The following is a 15,799-nucleotide window of genomic DNA, read 5'->3' as shown; positions in this document are numbered from 1 at the left end:
CTGAAAGCTTAGACGCCGAGATAGCGATCCTGAAGCGCCGGCGTCAGCGCTGCCGGCGATCCCGTGAACACCGTCGCGCCCTTCTCCAGCACGAAGCAGCGGTCGGCGAGGGGTAGCAATTCCGAAAGCGTCTTGTCGACGACGAGGATCGATTGGCCGGCCGTCTTCAGCGTACGGATCGCCGACCAGATGTCCTGCCGGATCACTGGCGCCAGGCCCTCGGTCGCCTCGTCCAGAATGAGCAGGCTGGGATTGGTCATCAGCGCCCGGCCGATGGCAAGCATCTGCTGCTCGCCACCGGAAAGCGTATTGGCATATTGGTCGCGCCGTTCGCCGAGGCGGGGAAAGAGCGCGACCACCTTCTCCAAGGTCCACTCGCTGCCACGAGCGGTGGCAACGAGGTTTTCCATGACGGTGAGGTTCGGGAAGCAGCGCCGTCCTTCGGGCACGAGGCCAAGGCCGAGTCTGGCGATCCGGTGCGGCCGCATGCCGAAGATCGCCTTGCCCGCGAAGCTGATCACACCTGAGCGCGGGCGCACAAGGCCGAGGATGGAGTTGATCGTCGTCGTCTTGCCCATGCCGTTGCGGCCCATGAGCGCAACCACTTCGCCCTCCCGCACATCGAGATTGACGCCGAAGAGCGCCTGGGAAGCGCCATAGAAGGTTTCGAGACCTTTCAGTTCCAGCAGGCTCACGCGGCTTCTCCCAGGTAGGCGCGGCGCACTTCCGGGTCGCTGCGTATTTCCTCGACCGTGCCCGTCGCGATGATGCGGCCATAGACAAGCACGGATATCCGATCCGCCAGTGCAAAGACCGCGTCCATGTCGTGCTCCACAAGCAGCATCGGTGCCTGCTGGCGCAACCCATCGAGGAAAGACGTCAGCCGTTTGGAGCCCTCCGGCCCCATGCCGGCCATCGGCTCGTCGAAGAGGAAGGCCTTCGGCGAAAGCGCCAGCGCAATGGCGATTTCAAGCTGCCGGCGTTCTCCGTGCGAGAGTTCGGCTGCGGGTACATGGGCGCGCGCGGCGAGGTCGACGCGCTCCAGCATCGCCATTGCCGGTTCGGTCAGGTCCTTGTCATCGACCACCTGGCGAAAGAAACGAAAGCTGCTGCCACGGCTTGCCTGCACCGCTAGCATGACGTTGCGAAGGGCCGAGAACTCCTGCGCCAGCGAGGAGATCTGGAAGCTGCGCGCAAGTCCAAGCCTCGCACGGGCGGCCATGTCGTGCCCGCTGATGTCCTGACCGAGAAAGCGGATCGTCCCGCTGTCGGCCTTGAGCGAGCCGGCGATCTGGTGGATCAGCGTGCTTTTTCCGGCGCCGTTCGGACCGATCAGCGCATGGATTTGTCCCGGGTGAAGCTCGAGGCTCACCCCGTCGGTGGCCTTGAGCGCGCCGAAGGATTTTCTGAGGTCGCGGATTTCAAGAATTGGCTCAGACATGGCGCGGCTTTCCCGAGAGCAGGCCCAGCAGCCCGCCGCGTGCAAAAAGCACGATGCCGAGCAGGATGAGGCCGAGGAAGAACTGCCAGCGCTCGGTGATGCCGCCGAGCACATATTCGAAGAACACGAAGATCATGGCGCCGGCGACGGGCCCGAACAGCCGGCCCTTGCCGCCGAGAATGATGAGAACGATCAGTTCGCCCGACATGTGCCACGACAGCATCGAAGGGCCGACGAAGCGATTGAGATCGGCATAGAGCGCACCGGCAAATCCGGTGATCATCGCGGAGACCGCGAAGGCGACGAGCCGGATGTTGAAGGGCGCGATGCCGACGGCGGCAAGGCGGGTGCCGTTCTGTCGCGCTGCCTGCAGGGCGCTGCCGAAGCGTGAACCCTCGACGATGCGGAACAGGAGAAGCGTTGCCATCAGCGCGGCGTAGCAGACCAGGAAATAGGGCAGGGGCTTGGCGGTATTGACGCCGGGAAAGGCGTTGCGCACCGACATCGACAGGCCGTCTTCGCCGCCATAGGCCGGCCAGGAGATTGCGAAATAGTAGATCATCTGCGCGAAGGCGAGGGTGATCATGATGAAATAGACGCCTGTCGTGCGCAGGCTGATCGCACCGATGGGCAACGCAACGAGCCCTGCGACCACCACCGCCGTTATCCAGATGAGTGGCATCGACGTCGTTGCCGGAATGTCGGCGAACAGCGGTTCGCCATTGAAGGCGTGCGTCGCAAGGATACCCGCGACATAGCCGCCGAGGCCGAAGAAGGCTGCATGGCCGAAGGAAAGCAGCCCGCCGAGCCCGAGCGCCAGGTTGAGGCCGACGGCGGCAAGTGCCAGCACGGCGACGCGGGTTGCAAGCGTCACATAGAAGGGTTCGCCCATGCCGACGGCGACAAGCGGTGCGCCGAGTAGGAGGAGCGCCAGAAGCAGATTGACTGTCGTTTCGCGGTTCATCGGGACCTCACGACTGCGCGGCAAACAGGCCGCTCGGCCTGAAGGCGAGGATGAGGGCCATGACGACATAGATCAGCATCGAGGCCAGCGCCGCCCCGATCGTGGTTGCCTGCGATGCGGGCATGGTCAAAGCCAGCAGCGAGGGCAGCAGGAAGCGGCCCATGGTATCGACGACCCCGACGATCACAGCGCCGACGAGCGCACCCTTGATGGAGCCTATGCCGCCGATGACGATGACGACGAAGGCGAGGATAAGCACCGGTTCGCCCATTCCGACCTGCACCGACTGCAGCGCCCCGACCAAGGCGCCGGCAAGGCCTGCAAGGGCTGCGCCGAGCGCAAAGACGACTGTGTAAAGCGTGGCTATATCGACGCCGAGCGCTGCGATCATCTCGCGGTCCGACTCGCCCGCCCGGATGCGCATGCCGAGCCGGGTCCTGGAGATCAGCAGATAAAGGCCGACGGCCACCGCGATGCCGACGCCGATGATCGCCAGGCGATAGAGCTGATACTGACCGCCGCCAGGGAGCGGCACAGCGCCCTGAAGCAGGGGCGGTATATCGAGATAGAGCGGGAACGAGCCGAAAATCCAGCGCGCACCTTCGGACAGGATCAGGATCAGCGCGAAGGTGGCAAGCACCTGATCGAGATGATCACGGTCGTAGAGCCTGCGGATGACGGCGACCTCGATGATCGCACCGACGCCGGCGGCGGCCGTGAGGCTGGCGATCAGCCCCAGCCAGAAGGAGCCGGTCGCGGCTGCGACGGTGGCGCAGGCGAAGGCGCCGATCATGTAGAGCGAGCCATGGGCGAGATTGATCAGACCCATGACGCCGAAAATCAGCGTCAGGCCGGCGGCCATCAGAAACAGCATCACGCCGAGCTGGAGCCCGTTGAGCAGTTGTTCGATCAGGAGTGCGGTGAACAAGAGACCGGTCCAAGCTTGGTGTGAGGGGCGCATGGATCATCGACCGGATGTCAGCATGAAAGCCGAGCACCCGGGCGACGACAGGTGCAAGTCTTACATCCCGCACTTCTCGGCGTAGGCATCCTTGTGATGCTCGAAGGCAGTCGCGATGATCTTGTTGGTCAGAACGCCGTCATCTTCCTTCACCACCTCGCGAACGTAGATGTTCTGGATCGGGTGGTTGTTGTTGTTGAAGGCGAACTCGCCGCGCACGGACTTGAAATCCGCTGCCTTGAGCGCCGCACGGAAGGCGTCCTTGTCCTTGACGCTCGCCTTTGAAAGCGCTGCGAGGATCAGGTTCGCCGTATCCCAGCTCTGCGCCGCGTAGATCGAGGGCAGGCGCTTGTACTCGGCCTTGAAGGCTTCGACGAATTTCTTGTTGGCTTCGTTGTCGAGATCCTTGGACCAGGTCGCCGAGTTCTTGACGCCAAGGGCCGCGTCGCCGATCGCCGGCAGAACGTCCTGGCTAAAGGAGAACCCGGGCCCCATAACCGGGATGCCGACGCCCGACTGGGCATATTGCTTCATGAAAGCGATGCCCATGCCGCCGGGCAGGAAGAAATAGACGCTATCGGCACCGGAGGCGCGGATCTGGGCGATCTCTGCGGCATAGTCCGTCTGGCCGACCTGGGTATAGATCTCGCCGGCAAGGTCGCCCTTGTAGTAGCGCTTGAAGCCGGTCAGCGCGTCCTTCCCGGCCGGATAGTTGGGCGCCAGGACAAAGGCGTTCTTGTAGTCTTTGTTGGCGTATTGTCCCATCGCCTCATGGAAGTTGTCGTTCTGATAGGCGACGTTGAAATAGTTCGGGTTGCAGTTCGCACCGGCAAGCGCCGAAGGGCCGGCATTGGGCGAGAGATAGATCACGTCCTGTGCTACCGCGTTCGGAACGACGGCCATGGCGAGGTTCGACCAGATGATCCCTGTCATCAGGTCGACCTTGTCGCCCTGGATCATCTTTTCGGCGATCTGCACCGCAAGTTCCGGCTTCTGGGCATCGTCTTCGATCACCAGCTCGACGTCCTTGTTGCCCGATTGCTTGATCGCAAGCGTGAATGCGTCGCGCATGTCGATGCCGAGACCGGCGCCGCCGCCCGAAAGCGTGGTGATGACGCCGATTTTCACCGGCTCGGCGTAGGCAAGGCTCGACGTCGCAAGCACGAGGCCAAAAACGCTCGCTGCCAGAATGCGGTTCATGCTGTTCTCCTCCTAGTAGGTTCCCTTTTGAGTTGTGTTCTATCAGAGACCTGTGCGCACATGCCAGAGCTCTGGGAAGAGTTCCACCTCGAGCATCTTCTTGAGGTAGGACGCGCCGGATGTTCCCCCGGTTCCGCGTTTCATGCCGATGATGCGCTCCACCGTCGTGACGTGGTTGAAGCGCCATCGACGGAAGTAATCCTCGAAATCGACCAGCTTCTCGGCGAGCTCATAGAGCATCCAGTAGCGCTCGGGATCGCGGTAGACCGTCTGCCAGGCCGCAAAGACCTTGTCGCTTTCCGTGCGCGTTTCGCGCCAATCCGTCCTGTCTGCTTCCTCGCCGACATCGAACCCTTTGCGAGACAGGAGCCGGATCGCCTCGTCATAGAGCGACGGTGCGGCTAAGATCGCTTCCAGCTTTTTAAGGATCTCGGGACGATGCGTGTGTGGTCCGAGCATGGCGACGTTGCGATTGCCGGCGAGGAACTCGATCGCCCGGTATTGCCACGACTGGAAGCCGGATGACTGCCCCAGAGACTCGCGGAACTGCGTGTATTCGCTGGGCGTCATCGTGCGAAGCACGTCCCAGGCGCTGTTCAACTGTTCGAAGATGCGCGCCACGCGCGTCAGCATCTTGAAGGCGGGTTCCAGCCGGTCTTCACGGATCGACCGGACAGCCGCGTTGATCTCGTGCAGCGCGAGTTTCATCCAGAGTTCAGACGTCTGATGCTGAATGATGAACAGCATCTCGTCATGAGCCTTTGAGAGCGGCTCCTGTGCGTCCAGCACTTTCTCCAGCATGAGGTAGTCGCTGTAGGACATGCGCCCCTTAAACGACATCTGGGCGCCTTCCTTGGAAGGATCGTATGGTTCGCTCATTTCAGTTCTCCAACCGCAATCGGAACCGCTGGATCTTGCCCGTGGCTGTCTTCGGCAGGCTGTCCAGGAATTTTACCGACCGTGGATATTTGTAGGGCGCGATCGTCGCCTTCACGTGATCCTGCAAGCGCTTGATCGTCGCCTCGTCTGCCGACACGCCGGCCGACAGCACGACATAGGCCTCGACGATCTCGCCGCGCTCGGCGTCGGGTGCACCGACGACGGCACACTCAACGACTTCCGGATGCGAGATCAAGGCCGCTTCGACTTCTGGGCCGGCGATGTTGTAGCCCGCGGTTATGATCATGTCGTCGGATCGGGCGGCGAAATGGAAGAAGTCGTCCTCATCCTGATAGAAGGCGTCACCCGTGAGATTCCAGCCATCGCGGACATAGTCACGCTGGCGCGGATCGGCCATGTAGCGGCAGCCGGTCGGGCCGCGCACTGCAAGCTTGCCGATCGTGCCGCGAGGAACTTCCTGCATCTCGTCGTTGACGATCCGTGCTTCGTAGCCACCGACGGGCTTCCCGGTCGAGGCGGCCTTGCGGTCCTCGAACCGGTTGGAAATGAAGATGTGCAGCATCTCTGTCGCGCCGATCCCATCGAGGATCGGCTTGCCAGTCTTGTTCGTCCATTCCTCGAAGACGGGGCCCGGCAGTGTCTCGCCGGCCGAAATTGCAACCCGCAGGGACGAAAGGTCCGCGCCGTTGTCCATCGCCTTCATCATCGCCCGATAGGCGGTAGGGGCGGTGAACGAGATCGTTGCTTTGTATTTCTCGATAATCTCCACCATGTTCGCGGGCGTCGCGTGCTCAAGAAGCGTTGCTGCCGCCCCGAAGCGTAAGGGAAAGATCGCAAGGCCACCGAGGCCGAAGGTGAATGCAAGTGGAGGCGAGCCGACAAAGATATCGTCGGGTGTGACCCCTAGGACTTCACTGGCGTAGCCGTCTGCGATCATCATCAGATCGCGATGGAAGTGCATGGTTGCCTTCGGGATCCCGGTCGTGCCCGAGGTGAAACCGAGAAGCGCCACGTCGTCCCGACCGGTGTGCACCGCCTCGAAGAGGACGGATTTGTCGAGTGCAATCCGGTCAAGTTCAGCGTCGTGGTTTGCGGTCCCGTCGAAGCTGACGACCTGTTTCAGGTGGTGGCTATCCTTTGCGCAGGCGATCATCTCGTCCATCAGACGTGTGTCACAGAGCGCCAGGCTGATCTCGGCCTTGTCGATGATCTTGGTCAACTCGCCGGCTCTGAGCATCGGCATCGTGTTGACGACGACGGCGCCGGCCTTGGTGGCCGCCAACCAACAGGCGACCATGGCGGGGTTGTTGGCGGAGCGTATGAGCACGCGGTTGCCGGGTCTGACGCCGTAATTCTCGACAAGCGCATGGGCCAGCCTGTTCGTCCAGTCGGAAAGTTCCTTGTACGTTCGCCGACGACCGTTGCCGATCAGGGCGGTGTGGTCGCCAAAGCCCTTGGCGACCATGGCGTCGGTCAGTTCGACGGCGGCGTTGAGGTGGTCCGGATAGTCGAAGCCTTCGAGAAGGAAGTCTGGCCATTCTTCCGGCGGAGGCAGATGGTCACGGGTAAACGTATCGACGTGTGAAGTCGGTCCAAGCATGTGGCGGCTAATCCCCTGTTCCGTTCCTGCCTGTTGCTCAGGCATTTTTAAAGCCGGCTATAATTCTTGCGTTCGTGCGGAGCCCGGCCGTGCAAACCGGTTGCGGGCGTCGCCGGATCGTTGCCGATGAAGCGCGTCGTCGCTGAGACGACTCCAATGATCGTGATAGGCACAGCGAGACCTCCACTTCTCGGCTGAACATGGGGCAGCATCGCACCGCTCAAAAACTATTTCAAGCCTAAAGTTTTTTTTGGATGATGGCATTGTGTTTACCGGTCTGGCAGGCGATTGCTACGCCTGAGGAGAAAACTAGGAGGATTAAATCGATGCTGGAACGCCGCATTACCGATTGGGACGACGCCTATGCGAATGGCTCGAATATCGCTCGTGGCGACCTATGGCCGGAAGCCTGGGTCAAGCCAGCCGAAGCCTTTCGCAGTGCCCTTCGGGCAGCGGGGCGTGCAAAACTCGACCTCCGCTATGGCGAGCGGACGAGAAACCGCATGGACCTGTTTTTCCCTGATGGCTCAGCCAAGGGCCTTGTCGTCTTCGTGCATGGTGGATACTGGCTGCAACTCGATAAGAGCTTTTGGTCGCATTTGGCCGCCGGCGCTGTTGCCAGCGGCTACGCCGTCGCCATCCCCTCGTACACGCTTTGCCCCGAAATTCGCATCGCTGGGATCGTCGAAGAGGTAGCTGCGGCCATCGGCGAGGCCTCGAAGCTGGTCGATGGGCCGCTGAATTTGACCGGGCATTCGGCCGGAGGGCATCTCGTCAGCCGGATGATCACGACGACCGCGCCGCTGGCGCCGCATGTACAGCAGCGGATTCGAAACGTCGTCTCGATCTCGGGCGTTCATGACCTGCGTCCGATCATGGCAACCACGATGAACGAGAGGCTTGCGATCGACGAGAGCGAGGCGCTTTCGGAAAGCCCGGCTCTGCTGCGCCCCATGGCAAATGCCCGCATCACCTGCTGGGTCGGGGGCGGCGAACGGGCCGAGTTCTTGCGCCAGAGCGCTCTGCTGGCCAATATCTGGACCGGACTGGGTGCAACAACGGCCGCGACCGCGGAACCGGACAAACATCATTTCAACGTTATCGACGGCCTCGCCGACGTCGGACACGCCCTCACGCGGGTGCTGCTTTCGGAGTGAGCGGAGCAGTATCGCTTTCTGATCACTGCCAAGTCAGAAACTGCGCCCCGGAAAGCGCCGGCGTGCCGGATTGAGTTCCGCCGTGCGTCGGTCTGTATCGGTTCGTAATAGCGATCAAACGGGCCGTCTGACGAACGCGCTTCTAGGGATGGTGCAGTTGTCCCGCCGCACATGTGCGGCCGGACAACCAATCAACATGGATGGTAACGCGCTATCCGGAACTTCGTCAGGCAGCTGATCGAAGGCCCACCACGGTAGCCAAACGCCTTGCCCGTTCCAGGCTCGCAGGTTGCTGATCGGCAAAACGCTCGGCGTTTATTTCCATGATTAATGCCGTGTCTGGAAGGAAGATCAGTTCGGCGAAGATGTCATCCCAAGGAATATCGCCCCAACCAATTGGCAGATGCAAATCTCCGATGCCTAGTGCCGTCGCCTCAGCTGGATGATAGAAGCGGTTCATGGAGTAGGGCAGCCCAAAACTGTCGTGAACATGCAGGTGGCCTGCCACCGGTGCCATTGCCCGCAATTGCTCGCGAAAATCCAGCCCGCGATGCGTGGCCTCGATGTAGGCATGCGAGAAGTCGATAAGCGCAACGACGTTGTCGGAGCCGATCGAACGGACTGTTTCGGCGACCTGGCTCGGTGTTTGCCGATACTGTCCCGTTTCCGTCGTGAAAATGTTTTCAAGCGCGATGCGTACCCCATATCCTTTTGCGATATCCGACATCTCTGCGAGTGCGTCGCGTTCCATCTTGTCGAGATCAGCGGCGCTCTCTCCGGCGGCAAGCTGCGCCGCGCCGGAGTGATGGACAAGGATTCCCGCGCCGAGCCGATCGCACAGCTCGAGCATCGCTCTCACGACCTTCTTCTGCAAATCGTGATGCTGGCGATCCATGAAGTTGGATACGATCTGACCGTGCAGCGAAAGCTTCTTGAAACGGTACTTGCGCGTGATGTCGGCGACGCGCTGGAGCCGATCCTCGATGAGGCGACCTCGGCTGATGATCTCCTCGCCATAGATCCCGATCTCGCAGGCATCCGCGCCCGTATCGGCGATTTCGCGCAAAGAAGCGTCAAGGCTCGACAGATCTCCCTTGCCCGTCCGGTTGCAAAAGCCAATAGCGGATATGAACTCGTTCATTTCCATCTCCTTCGATGTTGCGATGATCAGACTGCTTCGAGCACCTGCCGCGCATTGCGGCCACTGCGAGGCTCGACTTCAAGCTCGATACGCCGACCAGTCTCTCGGTCGAACAAATGCAAATGTGCAAGCGGCAGTTCCAGCGCGATCCGGTCGCCAGGCCTTACGTACGTCTCTTCATCGACACAGGCTGCAAAGGGCTGGCCATCCAATTCCGAGTGGATGACGCGGCCAGCTCCGAGCTCTTCTACAAAGTCCACTTTCATCGAGATGCCTCTTGCCCCAGTGGCAACAACACACTGTTCCGGACGAATGCCCACGGTCACACGTCTTTCACCCAAGCGTGTGGCAAGAGCCCTGTCGATCGGCATCTTCGTGCCGCTGAACGCAAGGCAGGCGTCATCGACGTTGATGTGAGCGTCAAACAGGTTCATCGCCGGCGAACCGATGAAGGAGGCGACGAAAATGCTTGCTGGGCGGTGGTAGATGTCAAGCGGCTGGCCCACCTGTTCGACGACGCCCTTGTTCATGACGACCAGCTTGTCTGCGAGAGTCATCGCTTCTACCTGATCATGCGTGACGAAAACGGACGTTGCCGACAGGCGCTGATGGAGCTTGCGGATCTCGGCGCGCATGGTGACACGAAGCTTGGCATCGAGATTCGACAACGGTTCGTCGAAAAGGAATACGTTCGGTTCGCGGATGATCGCGCGCGCCATGGCAACCCGTTGCCGCTGGCCACCGGAGAGGGCCGCGGGTTTGCGATCGAGATAGTCGGCGAGCCCGACGATCTTGGCGGTCTCCTCGATGCGGCGAAGGCGCTCTGCCTTTGGTACGCCAGCGACTTTCAGGGCATAGCCGATGTTTCCCGCGACCGTCATGTGCGGATAGAGGGCGTAATTCTGAAACACCATGGCGCAACCGCGTTCGCGCGGTTCAAGCCTGTTAACGACCCGTCCGTTGATGGCGATCTCACCCGCGGTGATTTCCTCCAGTCCCGCGATCATCCTGAGAAGTGTGGATTTGCCACAGCCTGATGGGCCGAGGATCACCACGAATTCTCCCGACGCAAAAACAAGGTCGATGCCATGCAAGGTGGGGGTCTTGCCGTAAGATTTACGCACGGCGCGAATTGCGATGTCAGCCATGAACGAGGACCTCTTTTATTCTGCAGATGGGGGAAGCGGTTTCATTTTTCGGTGGCCACCAGGCCCCGTACGAACCAGCGCTGCAAGACGGCAACGACGACCAATGGGGGCAGCATGATGATCAGCGATCCGGCGAGCGTCACATTCCAATCCGGCGTGCCGTTGTCGGCCGGCAGGAGTGCGACCAGCGACATCATCGTGGTCTTATAGGCAGGGTCCGTCACCATCAGGAGCGGCCAGAGATACTGGTTCCAGCCGTAGACGAACATGATCGTGGTCAGAGCGAGCATGTTGGTGCGCGAGAGCGGCAAGAGCATATCGATAAAAAAACGGACCGGGCCCGACCCGTCCATTCGCGCGGCCTCGGCCAGTTCATCGGGTAGAGTTAGGTAGAATTGGCGGTAAAGGAATGTTCCGGTGGCCGTTGCGATTAGCGGCAGCGTGAGACCGGCGTAGGAGTTGAGAAGGTTCCAGTCGAGGGACACCTCGAAACCAGTCGCAGCGGAGATGAGAAGCCGTACGGGCTGAAACAAATCGGCAGCGACTGCGTAGGTGGGCACGACACGCACCTCAAGCGGCAGCATCAACGTGATGAACACCATCCAGAAAAAGAAGCCCTTCAGCGGGGTTCGGAAGAATACGATGGCAAAGGCAGTCAACGCTGACAGTGCGACCTTCCCGACAGTCACGAGGCTGGCCATCACGAAGCTGTTCAACATCGCCGTCCCGAGGTTCGCCCGCGTCCAGGCGGCGCTCATATTCTCAAACAGGCGATCCTGCGGCAGGAAACTGAAGGGTATGGCGTTGACCTGCTGAAACGTTTGGCTCGCGCCCGACACGATGACGATGAAGGGACCTATCAGCAGGAGGAAGCCGAAGATCATCACGCCATAGGTGAGGGCGTTTGCGAAAGGGGTCCGCTGAATCATGACTGCCTCACTTGTAATGGACCTGGCGCTCGATGAAGCGGAACTGGATAAAGGTGAAGATCATGATGAGGCCGATGAGCACGAGGCTCTGGGCCGACGCGCCGGAGTAGTTCAGTCCACGGAACGCCTCCTCGACGATGCGGAAGACCATCACATCCGTGCCGTGGTTCGGGCCGCCATCCGTCGTACGCGCGACGATGCCGTAAGTGTCCGCACCGACGAAACCTTCGGTCATCATGATCACGAGCAGGAAGAAAAGCGTGGGCGCAAGCATCGGTATCTGGATGTCGAGCGCGCGGCGTATCGGGCCGCAGCCGTCCATCGCTGCAGCCTCGATGAGCGACCGCGGGACAGACTGCAGACCTGCGAGAAGGAAGATGAAAGTGTAGCCCGCCCATTTCCAGGCAAACACGACGATGACGAGAATAAGGGCATGGCTGCCATACTTGGCTGGGTTCCAGAAGTCCGGAAAGGCGGCGTTGACCGATGCCATCAGCCCGCGCTCTGGCGACAGGATGAAACGGAAGGCCATGCCGGCAGCAGGTCCCGCAATCGCGTAAGGCAGGATGTAGAGGAACCTGAAGGGCGCGGAACCCGGTAGCTGGCGGTCAACCGCCAGGGCAAGAACAAGGCCGATAAAGATCGTAGCCAAGGTGCCACAAAGGGCGAACGCCAGGCTGACCCCAACGGAATTCCAGTAGAGCGGGTCGGCGAACACTTCCTTGAAATTGGCAAGTCCGACGAATTCCGCAGTTCCACCGAAGGGCGGTTCGAGCGTGAATGCCCAGCGCAACACCGCGACCGCCGGCCAGTAGAAAAAGAACAGGATCAGGATGATCTGCGGCAGGGCGAATAGGCTGGGCAGCCACCAGCTACGAAAGGCCGCGCGCTTGTCCATGTGTGCAAATTCCGTGCGTAAGAACAGGTATGGGAGCCTGCCATCGCTCAGGCAGGCTCCCGACGGATCAGATTTTAGTTCAGCGTCTGACCGGCGTAGGTTTTCTCGAAGCGACGCAGCACTGCGTTGCCACGTTCGACCGTCTTGTCGAGCTCGGCCTGCACGTCTGCATTCTGCATGAAGATCGCTTCGAGGGCCGTTGCGAATTCCTTGCGGATCTGAGTGAAGCCGCCCAGGCGAATGCCACGGGTATTTTCCGACGTCGGCGTGAACGAGAGGCTCTGGATGGCAAATTCACGCCCCTTGTAGGGCGCCTTGTCGTAGAAGCCGTTGGACTTCATCGCGTCGAAACCGGTCTTCGTTACCGGAATGTATCCCGTCACCGTCGACCACCACTCGGCCATTTCCGGTGTCGCGATGTAGTTGAGGAATGCTGCTGCACCCTTGTATTCCGCTTCCGGACGGCCAGCCAGCACCCAAAGGGATGCGCCGCCGACCAGCGAATTCTGACGCTCTGTGCCTTTCCATACCGGCAACATGGCGACATCCCACTTCACGCCCTCGGGAAGGGACTTGCCGATGGTGCCATGGTCGGCGATCGAGGTCTGTATCATCTGGCAGGTCTGGGACGTGAAGGCAGGGACGGTATCCATGCCAAGCTGCTTGGTCTTGACGACGAAGAGCTTCTCGTCTGCCATTTTCTTGAAGAACATCACGTGATCGACGAACTTGGTCTTGTTGACGACGAGTTCGGCATCCAGCCCCTGGTAACCATTCGCCTTGGTGGCGATCGGCTGGTTATGAATGGCCGAAAACTGCTCCATGAGCGGCCATGTGTCGAAGTTGAAAGCGAGCGGGCATTCGAAGCCGGCGGCCTTCAGCTTGCGGGCCGCTTCCTCGACCTGTTCCCAGGTGTCGGGCTTGAAGTCCACGCCGGCCTTCTGGAACGCATCGACGTTGTAATAGAACATTGCAGTCGAGGAATTGAAGGGGAAGGAATTCAGTTCGCCCCCAGCGGTCGCATAATAGTTGGCGATGCCGCCGAAATAATTGTTCCAATCGATCGTATAGCCGTTGTCGGCCATCAGCTTCTTGGCCGGCACGAACGCGCCGGACAGCATCATGTCCAGGGTGCCGGCATCGTAGATCTGCGTGATCGCGGGCTGTTTTTTGGCGCGGTATGCCGCAATAGTGTTTTGCAGGGTCGTGTCGTATCCGTTTTGCGTGGTGCAGACGATTTCGAATTCGGGCTGGCTATCGTTGAACTTCTTGCACGCTTCCTGAACCCGCTCTCCAAGATCACCCGAAAGACCGTACCAGAATTCGAATTTCGTCGTTTCAGCTGCTGCTGGTGAAGGGCCAAACGCGGCGGTTGCCATCAGGCTGATAAGTGCGAACGTGGTGGCGGAGTCTCTCATTGCAAACGCTCCTTGCAGAATGGCGGTCACCAAAATCGGCGACACGAATGAGCCGGAGCGCTTGCTAACAGTTGAGTGTGACATTCCCTGCCAAATCGAATGATGAAACGATGAAAGTTCGATTACGGTATTATGAACGGCCGAGCGCGCATTGGCGTTAGGCTTCTTCCCAGGTGGTCGGAACGACTGCCGCCAAACCAAAGTTTGTGCGAACGAATGAAGTGTTCAATTTTTTTGATTGAACCGATCTGCGAACGCGAACCAGTTGATCGCTGCGCCAGATGGTGCGCTATCGACCATCGCTCTCCTCGTGGAGCTGGAAGTCACCGCTGCTATTGCAGGATCGCGTAGAAGCTGCGCTCGCTTCGCCGCAGCACGAATTTCCTGCGTGAATTCATGCGTGGAAGTGCGCTCCCTGAGAAGTATTCCGCACCGAAGATCTCGAATTCAAAGGTTGGTCACGCGGCGAGATTCTGCCGGTGCCGGGAGGAATCGGTACGCACCTTGGGTTAAGCGCTAAATCTCTGTCTTCGCCGGGCAGCGCTTTGTTCAACACGCTTTGGACCCAGGTCTCCGGTGCTAGTGCCATAGTTAAACGCTCACCGAAAACCAAGACAAAACATAACTGTTGAATTATGATTTCCACCCCATATTTCATTTTTGCATCACCGTTTCGCATGGCAAACTGACAGACATCAAAATCGAATTGCTTTGCGATGACGGCCCGCAGCGGGAGTGGACGGTGCCACAGGGAGGAAATATGAAACGGACAATTCTGGCCGCGCTTGCGGCCTTGGCCTTGAGTGGTGCTGCCTATGCGGACACGATCAAGATTGGCGTCGTTGGACCCTTTTCCGGTCCCTTCGCGCTGCAGGGCAAGAACTTCAAGGCTGGCATCGACGCCTATATGGCATTGAACGGCAGCAAGGTCGGCGACGATGATATCGAGATCATCTATCGCGACGTGCCGCAGGCCGATCCGGCGCAGTCCAAGGCGCTTGCCCAGGAACTGGTTGTCAAGGAAGGCGTGCAGTATCTGGCCGGCTTCTATTTCACCCCCGATGCAATGGCCGTCACGCCGCTTCTGGAACAGGCCAACGTGCCGCTGGTGATCATGAACGCGGCGACGTCGGCGATCGTGACCAAAAGCCCGCTGGTGGTGCGTACCTCGTTTACCACCTGGCAGACCTCGACGCCGATCGCCAAGGTGGCGAAGGATGCGGGCGTCTCCAAGGTCATCTCGGTGGTCAGCGACTACGGCCCGGGCGTCGATGCTGAACATGCCTTCAAGGCCGGTTTTGAGGCGGCCGGTGGACAGGTCGTCGAAGCCATTCGCATGCCGCTTGCCACCAACGACTTCTCGCCGATCATGCAGCGCATCAAGGACTCTGGTGCCGAAGGCGTCTTCGCCTTCCTGCCGTCGGGCCCGACCACGCTTGGTTTCGTCAAAGCCTATAACGAAAACGGCCTGAAGAGCGGCGGCATCAAGTTCTTTGCTCCAGGCGACCTGACGCAGGAATCCGATCTGCCGGCGCTTGGCGAAGCGGCGCTCGGCATCCAGACGACGTTCCACTACGCCGTCTCGCACGACAGTCCGGAAAACAAGACTTTTGTCGAAGCGGCCGCAAAGGCCATCGGCAATCCGGCCGAACTCTCCTTCCCCTCGGTCGGCGCCTATGATGGCATGCATGTGATTTACAAGATGATCGAGGCGACCGGCGGCGAGCAGGACGCGCAGAAGGCCGTCGATGCAGTCAAGGGTCTTTCCTGGACGAGCCCGAGGGGCCCGGTTTCCATCGATCCGGAATCGCGCCACATCACGCAGAATATCTATTTGCGCGAGGTAACCAAGGCTGATGACGGCACCTACTACAACAAGGAAGTTCAGACCTTCGAGAAGCAGGGCGATCCCGGTCTGGCGGCGCTGAAATAGGCTTTTGGGCAATTTGGGTTCCCGTTGAGCCCCGCCCACATTGGCCGCAAAACACCGGCGTCCGGCGAATAGAGCGATCCGGGCGCCCCAAAGCATTTCCAGGAAAAGT

The 15,799-nt window shown here is 60.1% G+C and carries 14 protein-coding genes; 2 read left to right on the top strand and 12 right to left on the bottom strand.

Annotated features, from left to right (window positions below):
- Positions 1-8 precede the first annotated feature (8 nt).
- The 7 genes from ASD00_RS03560 to ASD00_RS03530 all read right to left on the bottom strand — a co-directional run bounded on the left by ASD00_RS03560 (position 9) and on the right by ASD00_RS03530 (position 7,066).
- The gene (locus ASD00_RS03560; RefSeq protein WP_057204698.1) at positions 9-695 is read right to left on the bottom strand and encodes an ABC transporter ATP-binding protein; all 687 of its coding nucleotides are present in this window, start codon (positions 693-695) and stop codon (positions 9-11) included.
- Complete coding sequence (locus tag ASD00_RS03555; protein ID WP_057204696.1) at positions 692-1,441, bottom strand: ABC transporter ATP-binding protein; 750 nt, start codon at positions 1,439-1,441, stop codon at positions 692-694. Before ASD00_RS03555 ends, ASD00_RS03560 begins: the two co-directional genes overlap by 4 nt.
- Complete coding sequence (locus ASD00_RS03550) at positions 1,434-2,405, bottom strand: branched-chain amino acid ABC transporter permease (protein WP_025429105.1); 972 nt, start codon at positions 2,403-2,405, stop codon at positions 1,434-1,436. The genes ASD00_RS03555 and ASD00_RS03550 overlap by 8 nt, the downstream gene beginning before the upstream one ends.
- 7 nt (positions 2,406-2,412) lie before the next feature.
- Complete coding sequence (locus ASD00_RS03545) at positions 2,413-3,333, bottom strand: branched-chain amino acid ABC transporter permease (protein WP_156585445.1); 921 nt, start codon at positions 3,331-3,333, stop codon at positions 2,413-2,415.
- Between the two features lie 93 nt (positions 3,334-3,426).
- On the bottom strand, positions 3,427-4,566 hold the full coding sequence (locus tag ASD00_RS03540) for an ABC transporter substrate-binding protein (protein WP_025429103.1): 1,140 nt from the start codon (positions 4,564-4,566) through the stop codon (positions 3,427-3,429).
- Between the two features lie 42 nt (positions 4,567-4,608).
- On the bottom strand, positions 4,609-5,445 hold the full coding sequence (gene kynA, locus ASD00_RS03535) for a tryptophan 2,3-dioxygenase (RefSeq protein ID WP_057204692.1): 837 nt from the start codon (positions 5,443-5,445) through the stop codon (positions 4,609-4,611).
- A 1-nt stretch (position 5,446) separates the two neighbouring features.
- Complete coding sequence (locus tag ASD00_RS03530) at positions 5,447-7,066, bottom strand: benzoate-CoA ligase family protein (protein ID WP_057204690.1); 1,620 nt, start codon at positions 7,064-7,066, stop codon at positions 5,447-5,449.
- A gap of 326 nt (positions 7,067-7,392) precedes the next feature.
- Here ASD00_RS03530 and ASD00_RS03525 point away from each other — a divergent pair, with 326 nt between their 5' ends.
- Entirely contained in the window at positions 7,393-8,223 is an 831-nt protein-coding gene (locus tag ASD00_RS03525) for an alpha/beta hydrolase (protein WP_057204688.1), read from the top strand.
- A 226-nt stretch (positions 8,224-8,449) separates the two neighbouring features.
- On the opposite strand, the gene ASD00_RS03520 is transcribed toward ASD00_RS03525, so the two are convergent.
- The 5 genes from ASD00_RS03520 to ASD00_RS03500 form a co-directional block, all read right to left on the bottom strand.
- A complete protein-coding gene (locus ASD00_RS03520) occupies positions 8,450-9,364 on the bottom strand; it encodes a TIM barrel protein (protein ID WP_057204686.1) in 915 nt (304 codons plus the stop codon).
- A gap of 26 nt (positions 9,365-9,390) precedes the next feature.
- Positions 9,391-10,512, bottom strand: a complete 1,122-nt coding sequence (locus ASD00_RS03515) for a sn-glycerol-3-phosphate import ATP-binding protein UgpC (protein WP_057204684.1) — start codon at positions 10,510-10,512, stop codon at positions 9,391-9,393.
- 41 nt (positions 10,513-10,553) lie between these two features.
- Positions 10,554-11,441 carry an ABC transporter permease subunit gene (locus ASD00_RS03510; protein ID WP_025429097.1) on the bottom strand — a complete coding sequence of 296 codons (888 nt, stop codon included), beginning with the start codon at positions 11,439-11,441 and terminating at the stop codon, positions 10,554-10,556.
- Positions 11,442-11,448: 7 nt separating this feature from the next.
- Positions 11,449-12,339 carry a sugar ABC transporter permease gene (locus tag ASD00_RS03505; protein ID WP_057204681.1) on the bottom strand — a complete coding sequence of 297 codons (891 nt, stop codon included), beginning with the start codon at positions 12,337-12,339 and terminating at the stop codon, positions 11,449-11,451.
- Positions 12,340-12,413: 74 nt separating this feature from the next.
- Entirely contained in the window at positions 12,414-13,757 is a 1,344-nt protein-coding gene (locus tag ASD00_RS03500) for an extracellular solute-binding protein (protein ID WP_057204679.1), read from the bottom strand.
- Positions 13,758-14,517: 760 nt separating this feature from the next.
- On the opposite strand from ASD00_RS03500, the gene ASD00_RS03495 reads away from it, so the two are divergent.
- Positions 14,518-15,690, top strand: coding sequence for an ABC transporter substrate-binding protein (locus tag ASD00_RS03495; protein ID WP_057204677.1), 1,173 nt, complete (start codon positions 14,518-14,520; stop codon positions 15,688-15,690).
- The last annotated feature ends 109 nt before the right edge of the window (positions 15,691-15,799 follow it).

The sequence above is a fragment of the Ensifer sp. Root31 genome (genome assembly GCF_001424825.1).
GTDB lineage: Bacteria > Pseudomonadota > Alphaproteobacteria > Rhizobiales > Rhizobiaceae > Ensifer > Ensifer canadensis.
The sequence above is the reverse complement of the archived record's forward strand: the minus strand, read 5'-3'. Positions and strand labels throughout refer to the sequence as shown.

Coding starts and splice junctions, on each gene's coding strand:
- ASD00_RS03555 (WP_057204696.1), bottom strand. CDS start 1,441: ATGTCTGAGCCAATTCTTGAAATCCGCGACCTCAGAAAATCCTTCGGC.
- ASD00_RS03550 (WP_025429105.1), bottom strand. CDS start 2,405: ATGAACCGCGAAACGACAGTCAATCTGCTTCTGGCGCTCCTCCTACTC.
- ASD00_RS03540 (WP_025429103.1), bottom strand. CDS start 4,566: ATGAACCGCATTCTGGCAGCGAGCGTTTTTGGCCTCGTGCTTGCGACG.
- kynA (WP_057204692.1), bottom strand. CDS start 5,445: ATGAGCGAACCATACGATCCTTCCAAGGAAGGCGCCCAGATGTCGTTT.
- ASD00_RS03530 (WP_057204690.1), bottom strand. CDS start 7,066: ATGCTTGGACCGACTTCACACGTCGATACGTTTACCCGTGACCATCTG.
- ASD00_RS03525 (WP_057204688.1), top strand. CDS start 7,393: ATGCTGGAACGCCGCATTACCGATTGGGACGACGCCTATGCGAATGGC.
- ASD00_RS03520 (WP_057204686.1), bottom strand. CDS start 9,364: ATGAACGAGTTCATATCCGCTATTGGCTTTTGCAACCGGACGGGCAAG.
- ASD00_RS03515 (WP_057204684.1), bottom strand. CDS start 10,512: ATGGCTGACATCGCAATTCGCGCCGTGCGTAAATCTTACGGCAAGACC.
- ASD00_RS03510 (WP_025429097.1), bottom strand. CDS start 11,441: ATGATTCAGCGGACCCCTTTCGCAAACGCCCTCACCTATGGCGTGATG.
- ASD00_RS03505 (WP_057204681.1), bottom strand. CDS start 12,339: ATGGACAAGCGCGCGGCCTTTCGTAGCTGGTGGCTGCCCAGCCTATTC.
- ASD00_RS03500 (WP_057204679.1), bottom strand. CDS start 13,757: ATGAGAGACTCCGCCACCACGTTCGCACTTATCAGCCTGATGGCAACC.
- ASD00_RS03495 (WP_057204677.1), top strand. CDS start 14,518: ATGAAACGGACAATTCTGGCCGCGCTTGCGGCCTTGGCCTTGAGTGGT.